Here is a 19,592-nt window from a genome sequence, read left to right as displayed (position 1 = left end):
CGCAGACGGCGTCAGCACGACGGCGGTGACCGTCAAGCTGAAGGACGCGCAGGGCAACGCGCTGACGTCCGGCGGGTCGTCGGTAGGGATCACGACGACGAAAGGGACCGTTGGCCTGGTGACGGACAACGGGAATGGCACCTACACGGCGACGCTTACGGCCCCGACGGCTGTCGGGACCGCTGTGGTCAGCGCCAGTGTGGGAGGCAGTGCGCTGGCCACGACAGCCAGCGTACAGTTCGTGCCCGGCGCAGCGACGGCGGCGACGAGCACGATCGAAGCGGCCAGCGCGACGCTGACCGCAGACGGCACGAGCACGACGGCGGTGACCGTCAAGCTGAAGGATGCGCAGGGCAACGCGCTGACGTCCGGCGGGTCGTCGGTAGGGATCACGACGACGAAGGGCACCGTTGGCCTGGTGACGGACAACGGGGACGGCACGTACACGGCGACGCTCACGGCCCCGACGACTGTCGGGACCGCAGTGGTCAGCGCCAGTGTGGGAGGCGGCGCGCTGGCCACGACAGCCAGCGTGCAGTTCGTGCCCGGCGCAGCGTCGGCGGCGACGAGCACGGTCGAGACGGCCAGCGCGACGCTGACCGCAGACGGCGTCAGTACGACGGCGGTGACCGTCAAGCTGAAGGATGCGCAGGGCAGCGCGCTGACGTCCGGCGGTTCGTCGGTAGGGATCACGACGACAAAAGGCACTGTTGGCCCGGTGACGGACAACGGGGACGGCACCTACATGGCGACGTACACGGCCTCGACGGTCGTTGGTGGCGCTGTAATCAGTGCCAGTGTGGGAGGCAGCGTGCTGACATCGACAGCCAGCGTGCAGCTCGTTCCGGGAGAAGTGAGCGCCGCTCATTCCACGGTGACGGCAGCGGACCTTGTAGTTAGAGCCGACGGGCTTAGCAAAGCCGTCATCACTGTAAAGCTGAAGGATGATTATGATCATCTGATTGCAGGGAAAAGAGTGCTGCTTCAGGCACAAGGCGGCCAATCGGTTATTGATGATGTTTACGGAATCACTGATGCGGAAGGCTCGGCTTCTTTTTCGGTAAGCAATACATTGGCGGAGAGCGTCACCTATGCTGTGAAGGAGGAAGCAACCGGTCAGACGCTGAATCAAACTGTGAATATTACATTTACGTACGATCAGCCTCCGATGATCGGGCTGCTGGCAGACCCTGTCATTCCTACCTTCGGCAGCGTGACCATCACCGTATCGGCATCCGCCTACGGGCAGTTCAACCACGTAGCCTCGGTCAAGTGGGCTGCGGGCAGCCGGCCGATCTCATACTTTGATACACAGGGGCTGGAAGTTACGGACCATTTTATAGTGCAAGCAAACGGGACGTATTCGGTCTATGTAAAGGACACGGCAGGCAACGCGAACGTGAGCATGATTGAGGTCATGAACATCGTACCTTTGAGCAGCAACGCCAGCTTAAAGGCATGGCAGCTTATCGGGGTGGGCGGAACGGTCAAGTTCGATTTCGATCCGGCAGCAACAAGCTATACCGTGAGCGTGAGCCATGCGGTGTATGGACTGCGAATGACATTGACGTCATCGGACGTGTACTCGGCTGTTTATGTCAATGGGCTGCAGGTAGCGAGCGGTTCCGTGACAGACGAATATAACCTTGTTATTGGAAATAACACGATCGAGGTGCTTGTTAAAGCCCAGGACGGTTCCCTTCAGCCTTATACGTTGAACGTGATTCGGTCCTCGGCGGTTTTTGAATCCGGGTCGGGTTCTTCTGATTCCGACTCCGATTCGGCTTCTGGTGCTTCAAGTGCCGGAAGCCCGCCCAGCCCGTCTAATCCATCCCTGACAATCTGGATTAATGAGATAGGTGTGGCCGGTATTGCCTCGCTTCGTACGGATACCGACGGTGGGAAGTCCGTTGATGTTGTATTGAATCAAGATGCCTTAGCGAAGGCACTCGATTCTTTATCCGGTACAAAGGAGCCGAAACTTGCGGTTTCAATAAAGGAAAAAGCGGATACCATTGCTCTGCGCCTTCCAGGTGATGTGGTTTCTCTTCTTGCCGGCAAAGAGGTCACAATCGCCTTGAATACCGTTCATGGCCAATATCGTCTGCCGTTGACGGAAATTGTGCACCAGGAGAGCAACTGGACGAACGATACAGAGCTTCAATTAACCATCGGGCACCGGAATGGGGAATGGATTCCAGGACTGCAGGATGCAGCGAACAAAGGAGGTTTCCGGGTGGTGGCAGACCCGATACATTTTGATGTACAGGTGAAGCAGCAGGGGGAGACCAAGGAAGTTACAGGCTTCAACCGGTATGTGGAACGGGTCATTCATTTGCCGGCAGATGCCTCGGCCGCTTCGACGGTCATCGTGTGGGACAATAAGCTGGGTGCGCGTCCCGTCCCGACGGCTTTTACTGAAGTGGATGGACAACGGGTTGCCTTGATTCACAGCCTTACGAACAGTGTTTATGTCGCGATAGCCAAAACCTCCCGATTAACGGACGCTCAGGAACACTGGGCTGCCAAGGAAATCGGCGACATGAACGCTAGAATGATTGTGAATGGCGTGGAGGATAACCGGTTCGCTCCTGAGGCTGCTATAACTCGGGCCGAGCTGGCTGCGATGATTGCGAGGGCGCTAGGCTTGCCTGAGGGTGAATCCTCTGCAGGCTTCCGGGACGTAACCGAGTCCAGCTGGTACAGTGCCGACGTAGCGGCAGTGAAGGCTTACGGGATTATGGATGGCCTTCAGGACGGTGTATTCGGTCCCGATCGGATCGTATCCCGGCAGGAAGCCATTGTAACGATGGTACGGGCGCTTCGGTTAGCCGAGGCCTCCTCGGGTGCGGATGCTGCCGGTTCCCAAGTGAATTTGAACGGCTATTCCGACCACCAGCAGATTGCCGCTTGGGCGAGCGATGCCATTCGCACGGCAATTCAGGAGGGCCTGGTGGAAGGATATGGAGGCGAGCTGCGTCCGCAGAAGTCATTAACACGGGCCGAGACGGCCGTGCTGCTGCACCGGATGCTGCAGCAAGCGGGATTTATTAATAAGTGACAGGGGAAAGAGACGGGCTGATGCTCGTCTCTTTTTTGCATGCAGTGAGCTTTTATGACAAGAAGGTTTACGTTTTTCGACAAAAAGTGCCAAGTTTGTTCAGTTTTTGTTTAGAAATCCATGATATGATAGGTCTAAGGGGCTAATATTTGTCGAAATAATAGGTAAAATATCCCTTGAATTTCAATATTATAGTATAAAATAATCCATTTATCGAAAAACAATGTCGAATTATAGGTTTTTATGGTATAAAAAATTATGGAAGCAATCTATCATTATTTTTAGGATCTAAGGGGATGTTTTTGCTTTGAACTCACTCAGCATAAGAAACAAATTTTTGGTTGCTGCTACCGTCTTGATGTCGTTTGTATATATCCTATGGCGAACTTTCTACACGATACCATTTGGCCTCGGTGCTGCAGCCATCATATCAGGATTGGCGCTATTAATTGTAGAAATGGTAGGCATGGTCGAAGCCGGTGTTCATTTTTACAATATGATCCGTATCGAATATCCGAAGCGTCCCGAGGTGAATGAGGCGGACTACCCGGATGTAGATGTCTTTATTGCAACCTACAACGAACCCGTATCGCTGCTGTACAAAACGATTAACGGCTGCCTGAACATGGATTATCCGGATAAGTCCAAGGTCCATATTTATTTGTGCGATGATTCGAATCGTAAGGAAATGAAGGAACTTGCCGAACGAATGAACATTCATTATGTGACGAGAACTGAGCGCAAGCACGCCAAAGCCGGCAATCTAAACCATGCGATGAAGCATTCCACCTCCCCTTTAATCGTAACATTCGACGCAGATATGATTCCCATGCACGGCTTTCTGAAAGCGTGCGTCCCTTACTTCCTGACCGGAGAAAAAGTAGGCTTTGTTCAAACCCCTCAAAGTTTTTATAACCCTGATCAATTCCAGTACAACCTTTACTCTGAGAATCGAATTCCGAACGAGCAGGATTATTTTTACCGCGATGTACAGGTAGGCAGAAACAAAAGCAATTCTGTCATTTACGGCGGCTCCAATACCGTCATTTCCAGGCAGGCCTTGAATGAGATTGGAGGCTTTTATACCGAGGTTATTACGGAGGATTTTGCAACAGGCATCCTGATCCAGAGTATCGGCTACAAATGTTATGCCATCAGTGAGGTTCATGCCTCCGGGCTGGCTCCTTCCGATCTGAGAAGTCTTATCAAACAGCGTGAGAGATGGGCCCGCGGATGTATCCAAACCGGGAAGAAGCTGAACATTGCTTTTAAGAAAGGATTGTCATTGGCGCAGCGGCTGAATTATATTTCTTCCATTTCGTATTGGTACTCGGGGATAAAAAGGCTGATTTACATCATGTCGCCGATTTTGTTCGCTGTATTTAACGTCATTGTGGTGAAATGTACGCTGATTGAGGTTCTCGTCTTCTGGTTACCCATGTACGTATTGATGAATCTTTGTTTGAAGATGCTTTCCAAAAATATACGAAATACCAAGTGGTCCAACGTGTACGAGACCGTTTTGTTCCCGGCCTTGCTCCCTGTTGTTTTGTTGGAAACCTTCGGTATTTCCCAGAAGAAGTTTGCCGTTACGCGCAAGGATGGCGCCCAGAACGATACAAAATATCAGCTAATGCAAATGCTACCTCATGCAATTCTCGCTATTTTATCGATTGTAGGCATTGTTAACTGTATCAAAATGACGTTTTCTACAGGTTCGATCAGCTTTATCGTCGTTATTTTCTGGCTCCTGATCAACTTTTACAATATCATCATGTCTATTTTCTTTATGTTTGGCCGCAAAATGTACCGTAATCATGAACGGTGCTATGCGCAGGTGGACTGCAATATTAAGACAGAGCATCATAGTATCCGCTGCCTGACCCATGATATTTCCGAGGGCGGTTTTTCCATTAAACTGGATTCTCCGCAATATATTCCGGCGGATACGTCTTTAACGATTGAGCTTGTCACGGAGCGCTACCGGAGTACATTTAAGGCGAAAATTGTTCATGTGGCTGAACTTCAGGGCCAGTGGAAGTATGCTTTTGCCACAACAGAGATTGAGGAGGAACAGTACCGCCAGCTGCTGCAAATTATATATGACCGGGAACCTACACTTCCTAGCAGACTCGATAAGGACAGCAGCACGTTCGAAGATATACGCGTCAACCTTGTGAAGAGAAATAAGGATGAGTATGCAATGAATCGAAAGCTACCGCGGGTCCATTTGCTTCGTTCCGTGGAATCCGTCGAATGCGGCATGGTAACTTTAGTAGATTTCAATTATCAGTATGCGCAGTTTGAGCTTGGTCCTACTATAGGGGCGGTTCCTCAATTAACGATTCCGTTAAATGACGGGTTTGTATTGGACTGCAAGTTTGCCCAATCCCATGTAGGGAGATCAGGGAGATTGTACCGTATTTCAAATTATGAAGCCCTCGCGGAGAGTGGGGTTATCGATTCTGTATTGAAGCAATGGGTCCAGGAAGCTAAATGGCAGCAGCAGCAGGCAGAATTACTCCAACGTAAAAAACAGTCGGATGAGTTGGATGAAATGGCCTATCTATAATAAATCAGATCGGTCCTAATGTGATTGATGGAGGCTACGGCGATGTTTTTGAAGTACCGCGAAGTGTGCTTAGCAGCACTTCTAATCTTATTTATGCTGTTTAGCGGGAAGTCCACTATCTATGCCATGGAGAAGGTGCCCCCTCCGTTTCAAACTTGGTCTAATGGGGCGAAGTTGAGCGTGGAATCAAGCACAGATACCGGAGAAACGACAGTGAACGTAAGCACTAAGGATCTGGACAAGGGGACCTACGGCGTTTATCTATATGATACGGAATTGGAAGATTGGTCAAGCTATGGGGCACTTTCTTTCCATGTCGACAATCAGAGTGACGCGCCTTTGAGGTTGAATGTGATTGTGACCTTGGCTGATGGTATCAGTCTAACAGTTGTTGATAAAGGAAACGCCATCGTGCAGTCCAAAGATGACACTAAAAGGGAGTTAGTAGGGTTAACCTTGGGCTCAATCTGGTTGAAGGCACATTTTCAAGGAATCGTGTCCGTCCCGTTTTCTAGTCTGGGCCTTCAGAATGCTGCTGGAATGCAGGAGAAGCCTGAAATCGCCGCTATCGCCTCTTGGGGTATCACTGCCAACATGGATGAGGGGATGGAACAGCGATTTTTACTGGGCGGATATCAGTTGATTCCGAAGGAGGACGCGGCCATTTCCAATCAAGTAGCGGGGGCCGTCCTTACTGGAGAGCTTCAGGCACTCAAGCCTTACATCGGGGAATCCATCGTACAATATGGCCTGAGCATAAGGGATACGCAGCTGCCGGTGACGTTTAAGCTTGCCTCCCCTATGGATGGAGCTTCAATTAGCCAAGACGGGAGGCTGGCATTAACACCAAGTGTTCAAGCCGATAAAATTACAATCGATGTCGATATCGGTAGTGAATGGACAAAATCATTCAATGTCGAGCTGTTTCCTTCTTGGTCTCTGCACGCGAAGCAGGCGGATGGCACTAGTCTTACGATCCCAACGAATGATGAAATGTCCAGAGTAGTGAAAGACTCTGATCCTTTTGTGACCCCGCGTGCTCTGACGATTGCTCGTACTGCAATAGCAGTGATCGTGGCTGGAATCGGGTTGCTATATATCAAGTGGAGAAGACGCCGATGAGTACAAAAACGATCATAGTGCTGTTCTTGGCAGTGATAGTGGGGGTTGGGGCCGTGCTTACAGCTAGCGGCATGAGCGGAAACAGCACTTTCTCCAGATGTATGAATATTGGAAATGCACTGGATGCACCTAAGGATATACCTTGGGATGTGGAGATGAAAAAGGTTTACTTCGATCAAATCAAAATGGCGGGCTTTGACTGTGTGAGGCTCCCTGTCCGATTTTCAGATTATGCGAAGGACCAGCCCGACTATGTTCTTGAAGAAAGCTTTATGAAAGAGATCGATGGCTATATCGATTATGCGCTTCGTCTAGGACTTGTCGTTATTTTGGATATGCATCATTTCGTAGAGATGATGGACTCTCCCGATCAGTATAGTGATGTTTATTTAGCCGTATGGAAGCAGCTTGCCGCCAGATATCAAAGCTACCCGGAACAGCTTGTTTTCGAGCTTCTGAATGAACCCTCCGGACAGCTCAAGGGTGAATTATGGAATCGCTATTTAATGGAAGCCGTCATTGTGATACGTAAAACGAACAAGAACCGAACCGTCATTGTCGGTCCTGACCAATATAATTCAATCGATGGGCTTGATCATCTGGTTTTGCCGAAAGATAACCATTTGATGGTGACGTTTCATTTTTACGAGCCCAATACGTTTACGTTCCAAGGGAATCCATATCACGCCGGATTTGAGCATTTGAACAATATATCCTGGACAGGGACTCCTGAAGAGAAGCAGAAGCTTCGGGTACGATTTACAGCTGTAAAACAGTGGGCTGATCGCCACGGAGTAAGGGTATTCCTGGGGGAATTCGGTGCCAACCAGAATGCTCCTGCAGAGTCTCGTATTTTGTGGACGAAGGCCGTACGTGAATTAGCGGAAGAGATGGGCTTCTCCTGGAGCTATTGGGAGCTTTGCTCGGCGTTCGGAATTATGGATGCCAAGACGCTGGCATGGGATAGGAATATGCTGAATGCACTTATCCAACCGAAGTAAATGCATGTTCATCTGGGTGTAGGAGGATTTTGAAGTGCTTTTTTCGAGTGTAGTCTTTTTGTTTTATTTTCTTCCGGTCGTATTGATCTTGTACTATTCACTGCGGTTTTCGCTGATTCTCAAAAACACGGTGTTATTGTTTGCCAGTTTGTTTTTTTACGCTTGGGGCGAGCCATGGTTCGTATTGCTAATGCTGGGTTCCATCTTGTTTAACTATATATTCGCTCTGCTGGTGGACAAGTATAGAGAGAGGAAACGGGCCGCCTACTCCATCATTACTATTATGCTTGTTTTCAATTTGGGCTTGTTGTATGTGTTTAAATATTTGGCCTTTACACTCCGCATTATTAACGAAAATACAGAGGCTCATATTGCAATACCAAATATCGTCTTGCCGATAGGTATCTCCTTTTTTACTTTCCATGCGATATCCTATGTAATGGACGTATATCGGCAGCACGGTAAGGTACAGAAAAACTTTTTTTACGTGGCGCTGTATATTTCTTTCTTTCCGCAGCTTGTGGCAGGCCCGATTATTCGCTACAACACGATCTCGGAGCAAATGCACTTCCGCAAGGAAACCTGGCAGAAGTTTTCCGTAGGGTGCTGCCGGTTTATTACGGGGCTCGGGAAAAAAGTATTGATTTCCAACAGTATGGCAATCATCGCGGACCGCATTTTCCAGATGGGTGCTACAGGTGATATTCCTGCCAGTCTTGCTTGGCTTGGGGCCGTGGCTTATACACTGCAAATTTATTTTGATTTCTCAGGCTACTCCTGCATGGCCATTGGTTTAGGGCTTATGTTTGGCTTTAAATTTGAAGAAAACTTTAACTATCCTTATATTTCCAAGACGATCACCGAATTTTGGCGCAGATGGCATATTTCATTGGGTTCGTGGTTCAGAGATTACGTTTACTTCCCGATGGGCGGGTCCCGTGTCAAGAACAAGGACAAAATGATTCGAAATTTGTTCGTCGTTTGGATGCTTACAGGTATTTGGCATGGAGCGGAATGGACATTCGTCGTGTGGGGCTTGATCAATTTTGCTTGTATTGCTCTGGAAAGAGTGTTCAATCTGGATAAGACCAACAAGTTTCACACTTTGCGCCATGTGTACGCAATGTTCGTTGTGATCATAGGCTGGGTCATTTTCCGGTCGCATAACCTGGTGGAAGCCGGTAATTATTTATCGAATATGTTTGGCTTGAACGCGAACGGGTTCTGGAGCGACTATACTTTTATGTTCGCTAAGGAATATGTGGTATTTTTCGTGTTAGGTATTGTTTTCTCGACTCCGATAGCGAAACGAATGAATAAATATATGGTAGATGGGGCGCCATTTAGTAAGGCTCTGGAATGGACATACCCGTTAGGAATTCTATTATTGTTTATACTATGTATTTCCTACTTGGTTAAAGGTACGTACAATCCGTTTATTTATTTTAATTTCTAGGAAGAGGAAACCTATCTTATCATGAAAAGACATATTTTTAAGAAGATGATCGCCGCGGTGCTGTTTATCGTTTTTTTATTTGCTTTTTCCATTCAGAATGTAAGGCTGTCCTATCAACCTTTGAAAGAAGCATGGCAGTCGAGCGACTTCCATTTTGCCTCGTTGAAGGAGACGATTTCCAAGCTGGATCATACAATGAATGAGACGGTATATGAAAAATTCAAGTTCATTGAAGCGTACGGCTTTGTACAAGCTGTGATGGATAAGAACGAGGAGTCCAATTTCGAAGTGGTCAAGGATACAGAGGGGCAGCTGCACTATACCTACTTTACGAACAAGCCGAACCCTACGTCGGAGCTTACCGAAAGAGTCAGCAACCTGCGCAGCCAAATTACGAATCAACATGTGAAGCTATCCTACATGCTGACCCCTGATAAATACATTCGAGGGTACACCCAATTTCCGTTGGGCATTCCGTACAACTATAGCAATGAGACAGCTGACCAATTCTTATCGGAATTAAAGCAAATCGGGGTAGATACCATCGACTTGCGAGAGGGCTTGAGGGAGAGTGGCATTCCGACTCAGGACTTGTTTTTCAAAACCGATCATCACTGGAAAATTGAAACCGCCTTTTGGGGATTCGGTCAGCTTGTAAAGCATCTGAACCAAATAGACGGGAACAAGCTTGACCCGACAGGATTTTATACCAATATCGATAACTATAATAAAATTGAATATAAGAATGCATATATCGGATCAATGGGAAGAAAAACGGGGAAGTATTACACAGGTGCAGACGACTTTACTTTAATTTATCCTAAGTTTAAAACTGACTACGAGTTCATGTTTAAAAGCAATCAGTTGGGAGGGACGCTGAATGGGAGATTTGAAGAGGCCCTGCTGACCACCTACCCATTGCGTATGGATGGCAACGACTACGGACTGACAGGAGATAAATATTTTACGTATCTTTACGGAAATCAGGCGTTTGTCCATATCCAGAATAAAGATAAAAAAGACGGGCCCAAGATGTTGTTTATTAAAGACTCCCTGGCTGTTCCGCTCATCTCGTTTCTGTCGACGGTCTGTTCGGATATATATCTTCTGGACCCTCGATATTATAAAGAGGACATGGCCGCTTTCATTAACCAGACCGAGCTTGACCATGTTATTATTTCGTTCTCTCCACAGAATCTGGTAACGGAGTTTTTTCCGTTCGGCGTGAAGCCATAGGTCTGAAAATGTTTATAAAGAGCCAAGCTGATTTCATGTAAACATCGGCCTGGCTCTTTTATTCCATGCAGGAATGTATATGACATCACTAAATCATAAGTAAAGCGGAGTGTGCTGCTTCTCGAACTCCACTAGAATTTCATCTAATTCTTGACTGAGGGATATGACTCTGGAATCAATAAAAGTCCCTGTGTGCTCGACCAAGCAAATCAATTCGGATCGCAGCTGTTCGATTTTTTCTTCCAAGTAGACCATGTTAATCCCTCCTTTTAACGTTAGTCTACTCGATTTATCGATTACAGTGAATATACATCATTTAACTTTCGCTATAAAGAGGAAGCTAGTCCTGCTCGGACGGCTCCAAATGGATCCGCGGGTCGGCATATTCCTAGGCAATATCCGCCAGGCTCAAAGCATACCATTACATTCGGGGTTGCTGTTCAGTTTCTTCCGATTACCAGGAGCGGATAAGCTTAAGGGAGCAATAAAAGAAAATGACCGGAGGAGACGGCTCTCTTCACGGTCATCTTTTGTGCAGGCAAGACTTCTGCGCCTCGCTGTGGTCGTACTCTAACCTGCCTCGATCAACGCATGCCGTCTTGAAGGAGGGCGAAGCCGTGTTGTCTGCGCAGCTGCTTATGACTTCATGCTGTGCCATAAGTCTGGACGAAACTAGGTGCACCGACCAGCTTGCCAGGCGCAGGCTTCCAGAACGAGACCTACATATTAAGCTGCAGCTTACGGACCAAGAGCGTACCGTCCAAGCCTGTGGGATCCAGCTTTGTTTTGTGTTCGGCAAATCGCTCAGCGGCATCCGATGTGCGCAATCGCAGTGGCTTCGTCTCCATTTGCAGCAGCTTCAACACGACTTCCGCAACCGACTCGGGGGTCTGGGGTACCGTATTTCGCTTGGAAAACGTATCAATGTATTTATCGATAAGCGGCTTGTACTCATCCTCCCGAATGCCGCCGGTCTCTTCCAGCTGCCGGAATACGGTACTGTTAAATTGGGTAGCAATCGCCCCGGGCTCAAGCAGCGTAACATCTATATTGAATAAGGGCTTATAGTAGGTCGCCAGGCTCTCCAGCAAGCCCTCTACAGCAAATTTGCTGGAGCAATAAATCTCATTGAAAGGCTGTCCGACTAATCCTCCCACGCTGGTCGTTGCTATAACATGGCCACCTGCCGGCGCTTTTCGAAGAAGCGGGAGCGCTTCTTGAATGGAATGCATCACTCCGAATACATTCGTTTCGAATACCCGCTTAATTTCATCCATGGAAGCTTGCCCCAAGGCCCGGAGAAACCCAAAGCCGGCGTTGCTGAATAGCGCATCCATATGACCGTGGGTACGTTCAATGGTATCAAAGGCCTGTCGCAGGGTCTCCGGTCGGGTGACCTCCATTTCCACAAAATGAAGATTCGGTGTGCCCGCATAGCGTTGCTGGTCCCTAGCGACATCTCTTGTTCCTGCATAAACGATCCAATCGTGCTGAGCTAGCAATAATGCCGTGGCTAATCCGATACCCGAGGAAGCTCCAGTAATGGCAATGACCTTGTTCATTGTTATCACGCACCTATACTTTAAATGTTAAACTATTTGGTGATTAAAGAATACGGTCAATGGGAGCGGAAGTCAAGTGTGTTCCAATCGTAAACCTAGGGAATTGGGAGGGGGAAGCGTGGGCGGGAATGCCTGATCCTCATGTACATTCATAGCGGCGGTTGAACGGCATATAAAAACGGCTGTCTCTCCTTCATCTAAGAAGAAGGGGCAGCCATATGAAGGGCTTTATTCTGTTTTGCGGAGATCAGGCTTGATTAGCTGCAATGGATTTTGGCTTCAGGTTGACGAACAAAATACTGAACAGGATCATCAGCAGACCGATAACTAAATTAAGTGTAATGTGCTCGCGCATGAACAGGGAACTGGCTGTGATGGATACAACCGGGATCAGAAACGTGAAGGAGGCCACTTTGCTTGCTTCCCCTTCGCCAATGAGGGTGAAGTAGGCAAGCCAACCAAACGCGATGACGAAAATGGAAATAAAAAGTAAATTGGTGAGAAAGACGCCATTCCAGTGAATGCTTCCCCAGGCTTCAGTGGCGGAGCCCGCGGTGGTGAGCAGAATGCCGCCCATTGTAAGCTGAATGGCGACAAGCCAGATAGCGTCCACCCGGGAACCGATGTTTTTGATAAAAGCCGTTCCTAGCGCCCAGCTTATGGCTGTGCCCAGGGCGAAGAGGATGCCGATCATCGAGACGTGGGCGGACAAAGCCCCAGCGCTGATCGTGGTCACACCGGCAAAGCCTAGAATCAATCCGAGCACCTTTAACCCGTACATCGCTTCTCCGAACCAGATCCAGGATAGAAGCCCCAGCAGCACGGGCTGCAGAAAGACGATGGCCGAGAATAAACCGGACGGAATATAACCGAGTCCTACGGTTTGCAAGCCGTAGAACAGGACGATATTGACCAAAGCCGAGACTAGATAAACCGCCCAATTCTCTTTGAAACGGAGCTGCTTATATCGCGGAAGCGCAATGAGAATAAGCAAAATGCCGCCGATGATCGTTCGAATCCCCGCAAACAGCAGTGGAGGCGCATAGTTCAGGGCAAGCTTGGAAAGCGGCCAATTTACGCCCCAGACCAGAATTAGAAAAATGAGCATACCGGCGGTTCTGCCGCGTGATGACATGTTGATCCCTCCTAAGAGCTTTCCGTCAGGAAAGCTGTCTACGAAAGCATACGCTGAGCTTTCCGTCAGGAAAGCTATCTACGAAAGCAGTGCTTCAACATTCCGCATATGGTTTCATTATGATAAGCTAGGATTGTTTATAAATAAAATGAATGTTTTTTATAAGGGGCATTAGTAAAAGGTTATGACTATTACTCAATATCAAATATTCGTCAAGGTCGTCGATTCGGGAAGCTTCACGAAGGCGGCCCAGGAGCTGAACATGACCCAGCCTGCCGTTAGCCACGCCATGTCGAGTCTGGAAGCCGATCTGGGCGTATCTTTAATCATCCGGGACCGGCGCAAAGGAATCGTGCTCACCCCGATCGGCCAGCAACTGCTGATCCAGATCAGGGAAATCCTGCAGCGGGTAGAGCATATTGAACAGATCGTAGCCGCCGAAAAGGGGCTTGAGGCCGGAACGATTCGGATCGGTACCTTTCCGACGGCAGCGGCTCATTTCATACCGCCGATCCTGGCCTTTTTTCGAACCAATTACCCGAAGCTGGAGCTGATCCTTCAGGAAGGTACAATCGAGGAAGTGAAGAAATGGCTTGTGCAGCGCGAGGTCGATGCGGGGATTATTATTTTGCCGACACAAGAGATGGAAACCATCCCGATATACAGAGACAAGATGCTTGCCGTGCTGCGTGACGACCATCCCTTATGCGGTCAGCCGTCGGTTTCCCTTCGCGATCTGGACAGCTTGCCGCTGATTGTATGCCATGGGGGGTACGAAGCGCCGATTATCGAAATGTTCGAAAGGGCGGGGTCCCAATTAAACATCGCGTATGCCGTGTATAACGTAAGCACGGTCTTGAATATGGTTCGGGAGGGGCTTGGCATCTCCATTATGTCAGGACTGTCCTTGACGAACCTGCCGCCAGGCGTAGCCATTCGCAGCTTGGAGCCGGAGGTATGCCGGGAGGTCAGCATCGCCGTACCTTCGTTGAGCGAGGCCTCGCCGGCCGTCAAATTATTTATTCAGTCCGTGCAGAGCATCGTAGCGGAGCGCGAGCAGAAATAAATTGTTCGAGCATGGAAAAAATTGTGTTGGCGGCACCGTATCGATTTGTAAACCGCTATCGTATATATAATGACTTTGAGATGAATTCAGAGGGGAGCTGATGAGAGTGACAACGGAAGCCGGAAGCGTACAGCACGGGGGTGATCGGCAGCGATTCACATCCTTGATGGAGCCGTTTCGTCCGGCCCTGCTCGCATATTGCCGTTCTATTGCCCATTCCTCATGGGAGGCGGACGACCTGGTACAGGATACGTGGCTGAAGGCGTACCGGATGTTTTTGCGGGAGCCTTCACGGGAGGACCTGTCCAAAACGTATTTGTTCCGCATTGCGCACAACACATGGATCGATCGCTGCCGCCAGAAAAAAAGGCATCCCCTCGCAGAGGCAAGCAGCGAATGGGACCTTCCGATGGAAAAGCCGGTCGATGGGTTGGAGCTGCGGGCAGCCATGGAGGCTTTAGTCGCTTATCTTCCCGCCCGGCAAAGAGTACTGCTGCTGCTGATAGATACCTTGGGGTTTACCGCGTCGGAGACGGCAAGGCTGATCAGGTCAACGGAGGGTGCCGTGAAAGCCGGATTGCACCGGGCCCGTGCGAAGCTGAAATCGTTAAGAGATGGCGTATCCGGGCATCCGGATGACAAACTGCTGCGTCCGTCCTCCCTCAAGGTGGATGAGCAAGTGGTGTATGCCTATCTGCAAGCGTTCCAGCAGCATAATCCTTATGCCCTGGTGAGGTTATTGAACGAAGAAGTCCAGCGGGATGCGCTGCCTGCAGTCATCGGAATGAAAAGCGGCAAGAAGCGGGAGGCGCAAGCCGTACACCAGCTGCCGCACCCAAGCTGCTTGATGCTCAGAGCTGCCTGATATAATATCTCAGCTCTTATTGAAAAGGAGGGTTCCTATGAGTACTTATGTGCCTTACGTCGTGGAACAATCGGGCCGCGGCGAGCGGTCCTACGATATTTATTCCCGGTTATTGAAGGACCGGATTATTTTCCTCGGTTCGGCGATTGACGATGCGGTAGCTAACAGTATTATTGCGCAGCTGTTGTTCCTGACAGCCGAGGACCCCGAGAAGGACATTCATCTGTACATTAACAGCCCAGGGGGTTCTACGTCCGCAGGGTTTGCAATCTATGACACGATGCAGTTCATTAAGCCGGACGTTTCGACCATCTGCACGGGCATGGCGGCATCGTTCGCAGCCATACTTTTGCTGGCCGGCGCTACGGGCAAACGACTGGCGCTGCCGAACAGCGAGATTATGATCCACCAGCCGCATGGCGGCGTGCAGGGGCAGGCAAGCGATATCGCGATAAGCGCCAACCGGATTTTGCGTATTCGGGAAAGGCTGAACTCGATTGCCGCCGAACGGACGGGACAGCCGATCGAACGGATCGAGAAGGATATGGACCGTGATTACTATATGTCTGCCGACGAAGCGAAGGAATACGGTATTCTGGACAAAGTTATCCATTCGCCGCTGCCGGCCTGATGGGGATCCAACGGCGTCCGGCCAAATGATCAAAAAAGCAGCCCGAGGGCTGCTTTTTTACGTAGGGCAGAAAGCATAAGCTTCTGAGTTTATCGGTAGCATGAGCTTCTCCTGCTTCGTCTGCTTTGACAAACGAATGCCGTCTTGAAAGAAGGCAAGCCGTTGATTCTTGTGTCGTTCATTGTATCATCCGCGGTCGGATTCTTCCTCCCGAGACGCTGCTACAAGAGAAAATGGCTCTGCCTGTGAGCCACGAACAGCCGTGGAAGCCACGGATGTATCCTGCTCCACGAAATGCTTCAACGCCATGAGCTTGTTATCCCAAAACCGCTCATAGTACGACAGCCAACGCTTGAGCTCCAGCAGCGGCTCGGGCTGAAGACGGTACCTTGTTTCCCGCCCAACCTTCCGCTCCTTCACCAGTCCCGCATCCGACAATATGCGCAAATGCTTGGAAACTGCCGTGCGGCTCATCGGAAAATGACCGCTAAGGACGGTGACGGGCATCTCCCGATCGCTAAGCAGGGACAGCAGCTGCCTGCGGGTAGGATCCGCAACCGCTTGAAATACATCGTGTTTAGGCGATGCGTCGGACATCAGGCTTCAACCAGCTTTTGCAGACGAGGGAGGACAGCCGTCTCCCAACCGTGGTTCATTCTCTCGCGAATCTCGGAATGCGGCGCACCCACTTCGGTGACGCTGTCTTGCGACCAACCTGAGTGAACGAGGGTGAAGCGAGTCATCCCGTCTACCTCCTCCAGCTCGAAGGAAACGTGCCAATCCTTGCCCCAGTCGAAAGCCAAGCGGTTCGGGGGCGCCAGCTCGGTCACCTTGCAGGGGGAAATGCCGTAAGGCGAGGTTAGGGTAAATTCATGTCCGAGCAGGGGCTCGAACGTATTCGGCATAAACCAGGCGGCAATCCCTTCAGCAGTGGAGACAGCGTCCCACACTTTTTGAATAGGGGCCTGCAGCATAATGGTCTGACATATATCCGGGATGGCCCCGGTCGGATTCGAAGACATAGTATTTCCTCCGTATACTTGGAATAGTTAGGCTTGTTTTTCTCATTATACGAAACCTTTTGGTTTCACGTCAATGACCGAAATGGTTCTATGCAAGCGCTTCTATGAAAAAAGTTTGTAAATATTTTCATAAATTTTCATAATGATGTGGAAGTTTCCGGGATAATAGGTTAAAATGACTATACATTAGGAATATTTTTCAAAATAAATTGTGTATTATTACAAAATTCCCTTATATGCCCTGGAATCTTCTTGCATAAATCGACAATAGCATACTTATCGAAAGGTAAGGACGCAAAGCTACGGGTCTAACGTTGAATGAGTCTTAAGTCTATTCTGATTCAGCTATGATCGCCGGGTTGCCGTGCTTTATGAAAAATTATTCTTCGTTTTCATTCCGGTAAACCGGCTGCTCCAAGGAAGACAGGGCGGCTTTTTTTGCATGGGTACAGGTCATTTTCCCCTTGGTTTCACTGCATTTATATATAGAGAGAACTTTAAAACCAAGTAAACGGAGGGACGTACATGGATTTTAACCATACGGAGGAACAAAAGAAATGGATCCAAGCCGTTCGTGATTTTATGGTCACCTTTGATGTGGAGAACGCTTTGAAGAATGAAAGCGAACAGCTCCCTTGGGAGATTCGCAAAGCATCCGGTACGCAGGGACTGATTGGCCTGGATATTCCCAAGGAATATGGCGGGCAAGGACTGAACGCGGCTACGATGGGACTTTTGTATGAAGAATGCGGTAAATTCGGGGTCAATACCCGGGAAGTTGTCGGGGCCGGTCATGGCGGCATGATTGCCAAATTCGGGACTCATGAACAAAAGCTTCGTTATTTACCTGATTTGATAAATGGAGATTTGCTGGTCGGGGTAGGGTTGACCGAGCCGAACATTGGCTCCGACCTCGCTTCGACGGAGACATTCGCCCGTAAGGAGGGCTCGCATTATGTCCTGTCCGGGGGCAAGGAGCTGGTAAGCCGTGTGCGGGAAGCGGGCATCTTCGTTGTCTTCGCACAAACCCGGAGGGGAGCAGGCATGAAGGGCTTAACGGCTTTTCTCGTCGATATGAACGACCCTAATGTGGAGAAGTACGATCTGGAGCCGATGGGGATGAAGGGCTGGTCCTACGGCGGCTTCCGGCTTCACGATGTGAAGGTGCCGGTATCGAACCGGCTGGGCAAGGAAGGCGAGGGCTTCAAAATTTTCAATCAGCATTTCGGCTACTGGCGGGTGCTGATGGGCATTATTTGCATCGGTGCCGCACGCAGCGCGATGGAGCAAGCGGTGCAGTATGCGAAGGAGCGCAAGGCGTTCGGGGCTCCGATCGGCAGGCTGCAATCGGTCATGCACAAGATTGCGGAAAGTGCAACGACACTGGAAACGGCAAGCTTGCTCAGCTTGAAGGCGCTCGATGTGCTGGATAAAGGACGGACCAACACGGTAGAAGGCTCGATGGCCAAATGGTATGCCACAACGACCGCTTACAAAGCGATCGACGATATGCTTCAGATTCACGGAGCAAGGGGATACCTTAAGGAAACGGGACTGGAGCAAAAGCTACGTGATGTCCGAGGCTTGATGATTGCCGACGGAAGCACGGATGTGCTCAAATCGGTCATCGGCCGGGAGCTTCTCGGCAAAGACATTTACGATTCCATGCTGGGACGGAGCGGGGAATTGCCGCCACAGCAGGCTATGGTTCCGTAAATAACAACGAACAGGATGGAGAGAAGATACGATGTCTTTTGTACCGGGTTTGGAACAAGTCGTCGTTGCTGAAACTGAGGTCAGCTTCGTTGATGGAGAGAATGGACGACTCGTTTACCGCGGGGAGTGGGCCAAGGATTTATCCGAAGGCCACTCCTTCGAGGAAGTGGCGTATTTATTATGGAATGGTCACCTGCCGTCGGCGGCGGAGCTGGAGGTTAGTCAGGCGGTATGGTCGCAGCAGCGCGAGCTCCCGCAGGAGATTCAAGCGGTTCTGGATGCGATTCCCCACGAGACAGGGATGATGAGCGTGCTTCGTACCGCCGTATCTGCGCTGGAATCACAAGCTTACGCTTATCCTCCGACGGTGGAGCAAGCGGCTGCCATCACGATGAAGCTTCCGACGATTATTGCGTACCGATATCATCGCCTGAAGGGGACAACCCCTGTGGCCTCTCGTTCCGATCTCGGGCATACGGCCAATTATTTGTATATGCTGAGGGGCGTAGAGCCTTCTCCGGTGCATGTCAGAGCGCTTGAGGCTTATTTGATCCTGCTCATGGAGCACGGGATGAACAGTTCCACCTTTGCCGCCCGGGTTATCGCATCGACACGCTCGGATATCGTTTCCTCGCTGACGGGAGCCATCGGAGCGCTGAAGGGGCCGCTGCACGGCGGGGCTCCATCGCATGTCATGAACATGCTAAGAGGGATCGGCACCAAGGATCAGACGGAAGCATGGATCCGCAACAAGCTCGAAAGCGACGGGCGCCTTATGGGCTTCGGCCATCGCGTGTACAAGACGACGGATCCGCGCGCCGTTGCCCTGCGCGAGCTGGCGCTGCGTCTTTCGGCAAGCGACCCGTGGCTGGAGCTGGCAGTCCATGTCGAAGAAGTGGCGATCCGGCTGCTAGAGGAATACAAGCCCGGGAAGAAGCTGTACACGAACGTGGAATTTTACGCGGCAGCCGTCATGAACGCGATTGAATTCGAGGAGGAGCTCTTCACGCCGACCTTTGCGGTGACGCGGACGGTGGGCTGGTCCGCACATATTATTGAGGCGGCCCAAGGCCGGCTGATCTACCCGGACGCAGCTTATATCGGCAAGCTTCCGGCGGCCGCAGCCGGTGCAACGACACCATAACCA

At 50.2% G+C, this 19,592-nt stretch carries 16 protein-coding genes and 1 riboswitch; of the genes, 11 read left to right on the top strand and 5 right to left on the bottom strand.

The genetic code is table 11. The annotated features are described in order from the left end of the window. From CF651_RS31175 to CF651_RS31150, 6 genes are all read left to right on the top strand, one after another. The coding region (locus CF651_RS31175) for an invasin domain 3-containing protein (protein ID WP_179233083.1) at positions 1-3,061 on the top strand (3,061 nt) is incomplete at its 5' end. 307 nt (positions 3,062-3,368) lie between these two features. Next, positions 3,369-5,633: a glycosyltransferase gene (locus CF651_RS31170; RefSeq protein ID WP_218827896.1), complete on the top strand. Its 2,265-nt coding sequence runs from the start codon at positions 3,369-3,371 to the stop codon at positions 5,631-5,633. Between the two features lie 180 nt (positions 5,634-5,813). Then, entirely contained in the window at positions 5,814-6,755 is a 942-nt protein-coding gene (locus CF651_RS31165; protein WP_144029145.1) for a hypothetical protein, read from the top strand. Further along, positions 6,752-7,756 carry a glycoside hydrolase family 5 protein gene (locus CF651_RS31160; RefSeq protein ID WP_094018761.1) on the top strand — a complete coding sequence of 335 codons (1,005 nt, stop codon included), beginning with the start codon at positions 6,752-6,754 and terminating at the stop codon, positions 7,754-7,756. Before CF651_RS31165 ends, CF651_RS31160 begins: the two co-directional genes overlap by 4 nt. A gap of 34 nt (positions 7,757-7,790) precedes the next feature. Next, the gene (locus CF651_RS31155) at positions 7,791-9,212 is read left to right on the top strand and encodes an MBOAT family O-acyltransferase (RefSeq protein WP_094018760.1); all 1,422 of its coding nucleotides are present in this window, start codon (positions 7,791-7,793) and stop codon (positions 9,210-9,212) included. A 21-nt stretch (positions 9,213-9,233) separates the two neighbouring features. Beyond that, on the top strand, positions 9,234-10,448 hold the full coding sequence (locus CF651_RS31150; RefSeq protein ID WP_094018759.1) for a DHHW family protein: 1,215 nt from the start codon (positions 9,234-9,236) through the stop codon (positions 10,446-10,448). A gap of 93 nt (positions 10,449-10,541) precedes the next feature. Here CF651_RS31150 and CF651_RS31145 read toward each other — a convergent pair whose 3' ends face one another. The 3 genes from CF651_RS31145 to CF651_RS31135 all read right to left on the bottom strand — a co-directional run bounded on the left by CF651_RS31145 (position 10,542) and on the right by CF651_RS31135 (position 13,151). Then, positions 10,542-10,703 carry an aspartyl-phosphate phosphatase Spo0E family protein gene (locus CF651_RS31145; protein ID WP_094018758.1) on the bottom strand — a complete coding sequence of 54 codons (162 nt, stop codon included), beginning with the start codon at positions 10,701-10,703 and terminating at the stop codon, positions 10,542-10,544. 464 nt (positions 10,704-11,167) lie between these two features. Further along, entirely contained in the window at positions 11,168-12,010 is an 843-nt protein-coding gene (locus CF651_RS31140) for an SDR family oxidoreductase (RefSeq protein WP_094018757.1), read from the bottom strand. 247 nt (positions 12,011-12,257) lie between these two features. After that, the gene (locus CF651_RS31135) at positions 12,258-13,151 is read right to left on the bottom strand and encodes a DMT family transporter (RefSeq protein ID WP_094018756.1); all 894 of its coding nucleotides are present in this window, start codon (positions 13,149-13,151) and stop codon (positions 12,258-12,260) included. A gap of 178 nt (positions 13,152-13,329) precedes the next feature. On the opposite strand from CF651_RS31135, the gene CF651_RS31130 reads away from it, so the two are divergent. The 3 genes from CF651_RS31130 (at position 13,330) to clpP (ending at position 15,707) form a co-directional block, all read left to right on the top strand. Next, positions 13,330-14,211 carry a LysR family transcriptional regulator gene (locus tag CF651_RS31130; protein WP_094018755.1) on the top strand — a complete coding sequence of 294 codons (882 nt, stop codon included), beginning with the start codon at positions 13,330-13,332 and terminating at the stop codon, positions 14,209-14,211. A 100-nt stretch (positions 14,212-14,311) separates the two neighbouring features. Next, entirely contained in the window at positions 14,312-15,076 is a 765-nt protein-coding gene (locus tag CF651_RS31125) for an RNA polymerase sigma factor (RefSeq protein WP_094018754.1), read from the top strand. Positions 15,077-15,113: 37 nt separating this feature from the next. After that, the gene (gene clpP / locus CF651_RS31120; RefSeq protein WP_094018753.1) at positions 15,114-15,707 is read left to right on the top strand and encodes an ATP-dependent Clp endopeptidase proteolytic subunit ClpP; all 594 of its coding nucleotides are present in this window, start codon (positions 15,114-15,116) and stop codon (positions 15,705-15,707) included. A 186-nt stretch (positions 15,708-15,893) separates the two neighbouring features. Here clpP and CF651_RS31115 read toward each other — a convergent pair whose 3' ends face one another. After that, complete coding sequence (locus CF651_RS31115; RefSeq protein WP_094018752.1) at positions 15,894-16,304, bottom strand: ArsR/SmtB family transcription factor; 411 nt, start codon at positions 16,302-16,304, stop codon at positions 15,894-15,896. Beyond that, positions 16,304-16,729 (bottom strand): SRPBCC family protein, encoded by a 426-nt coding sequence (locus CF651_RS31110; RefSeq protein ID WP_094018751.1) that lies wholly within the window; start codon positions 16,727-16,729, stop codon positions 16,304-16,306. Before CF651_RS31110 ends, CF651_RS31115 begins: the two co-directional genes overlap by 1 nt. 259 nt (positions 16,730-16,988) lie before the next feature. Further along, a riboswitch (cyclic di-GMP riboswitch) is annotated at positions 16,989-17,096 on the top strand. A 158-nt stretch (positions 17,097-17,254) separates the two neighbouring features. On the opposite strand from CF651_RS31110, the gene CF651_RS31105 reads away from it, so the two are divergent. Together CF651_RS31105 and CF651_RS31100 are read left to right on the top strand one after the other, a co-directional pair. Then, complete coding sequence (locus CF651_RS31105; RefSeq protein ID WP_094018750.1) at positions 17,255-18,445, top strand: acyl-CoA dehydrogenase family protein; 1,191 nt, start codon at positions 17,255-17,257, stop codon at positions 18,443-18,445. Positions 18,446-18,476: 31 nt separating this feature from the next. Beyond that, a complete protein-coding gene (locus tag CF651_RS31100) occupies positions 18,477-19,589 on the top strand; it encodes a citrate synthase/methylcitrate synthase (protein WP_094018749.1) in 1,113 nt (370 codons plus the stop codon). The last annotated feature ends 3 nt before the right edge of the window (positions 19,590-19,592 follow it).

Origin of the sequence: Paenibacillus rigui (genome assembly GCF_002234615.1) — a bacterium.
GTDB lineage: Bacteria > Bacillota > Bacilli > Paenibacillales > NBRC-103111 > Paenibacillus_S > Paenibacillus_S rigui.
Note: the sequence above shows the minus strand (reverse complement) of the source record. Positions and strands in the feature narration are given on the sequence as shown.

Excerpts from the sequence above, each read along its gene's own strand:
- CF651_RS31130 (WP_094018755.1), top strand. The coding sequence starts at position 13,330 with ATGACTATTACTCAATATCAAATATTCGTCAAGGTCGTCGATTCGGGA.
- CF651_RS31150 (WP_094018759.1), top strand. The coding sequence starts at position 9,234 with ATGAAAAGACATATTTTTAAGAAGATGATCGCCGCGGTGCTGTTTATC.
- CF651_RS31145 (WP_094018758.1), bottom strand. The coding sequence starts at position 10,703 with ATGGTCTACTTGGAAGAAAAAATCGAACAGCTGCGATCCGAATTGATT.
- CF651_RS31115 (WP_094018752.1), bottom strand. The coding sequence starts at position 16,304 with ATGTCCGACGCATCGCCTAAACACGATGTATTTCAAGCGGTTGCGGAT.
- CF651_RS31110 (WP_094018751.1), bottom strand. The coding sequence starts at position 16,729 with ATGTCTTCGAATCCGACCGGGGCCATCCCGGATATATGTCAGACCATT.
- CF651_RS31125 (WP_094018754.1), top strand. The coding sequence starts at position 14,312 with ATGAGAGTGACAACGGAAGCCGGAAGCGTACAGCACGGGGGTGATCGG.
- CF651_RS31105 (WP_094018750.1), top strand. The coding sequence starts at position 17,255 with ATGGATTTTAACCATACGGAGGAACAAAAGAAATGGATCCAAGCCGTT.
- CF651_RS31140 (WP_094018757.1), bottom strand. The coding sequence starts at position 12,010 with ATGAACAAGGTCATTGCCATTACTGGAGCTTCCTCGGGTATCGGATTA.
- CF651_RS31160 (WP_094018761.1), top strand. The coding sequence starts at position 6,752 with ATGAGTACAAAAACGATCATAGTGCTGTTCTTGGCAGTGATAGTGGGG.
- CF651_RS31100 (WP_094018749.1), top strand. The coding sequence starts at position 18,477 with ATGTCTTTTGTACCGGGTTTGGAACAAGTCGTCGTTGCTGAAACTGAG.
- clpP (WP_094018753.1), top strand. The coding sequence starts at position 15,114 with ATGAGTACTTATGTGCCTTACGTCGTGGAACAATCGGGCCGCGGCGAG.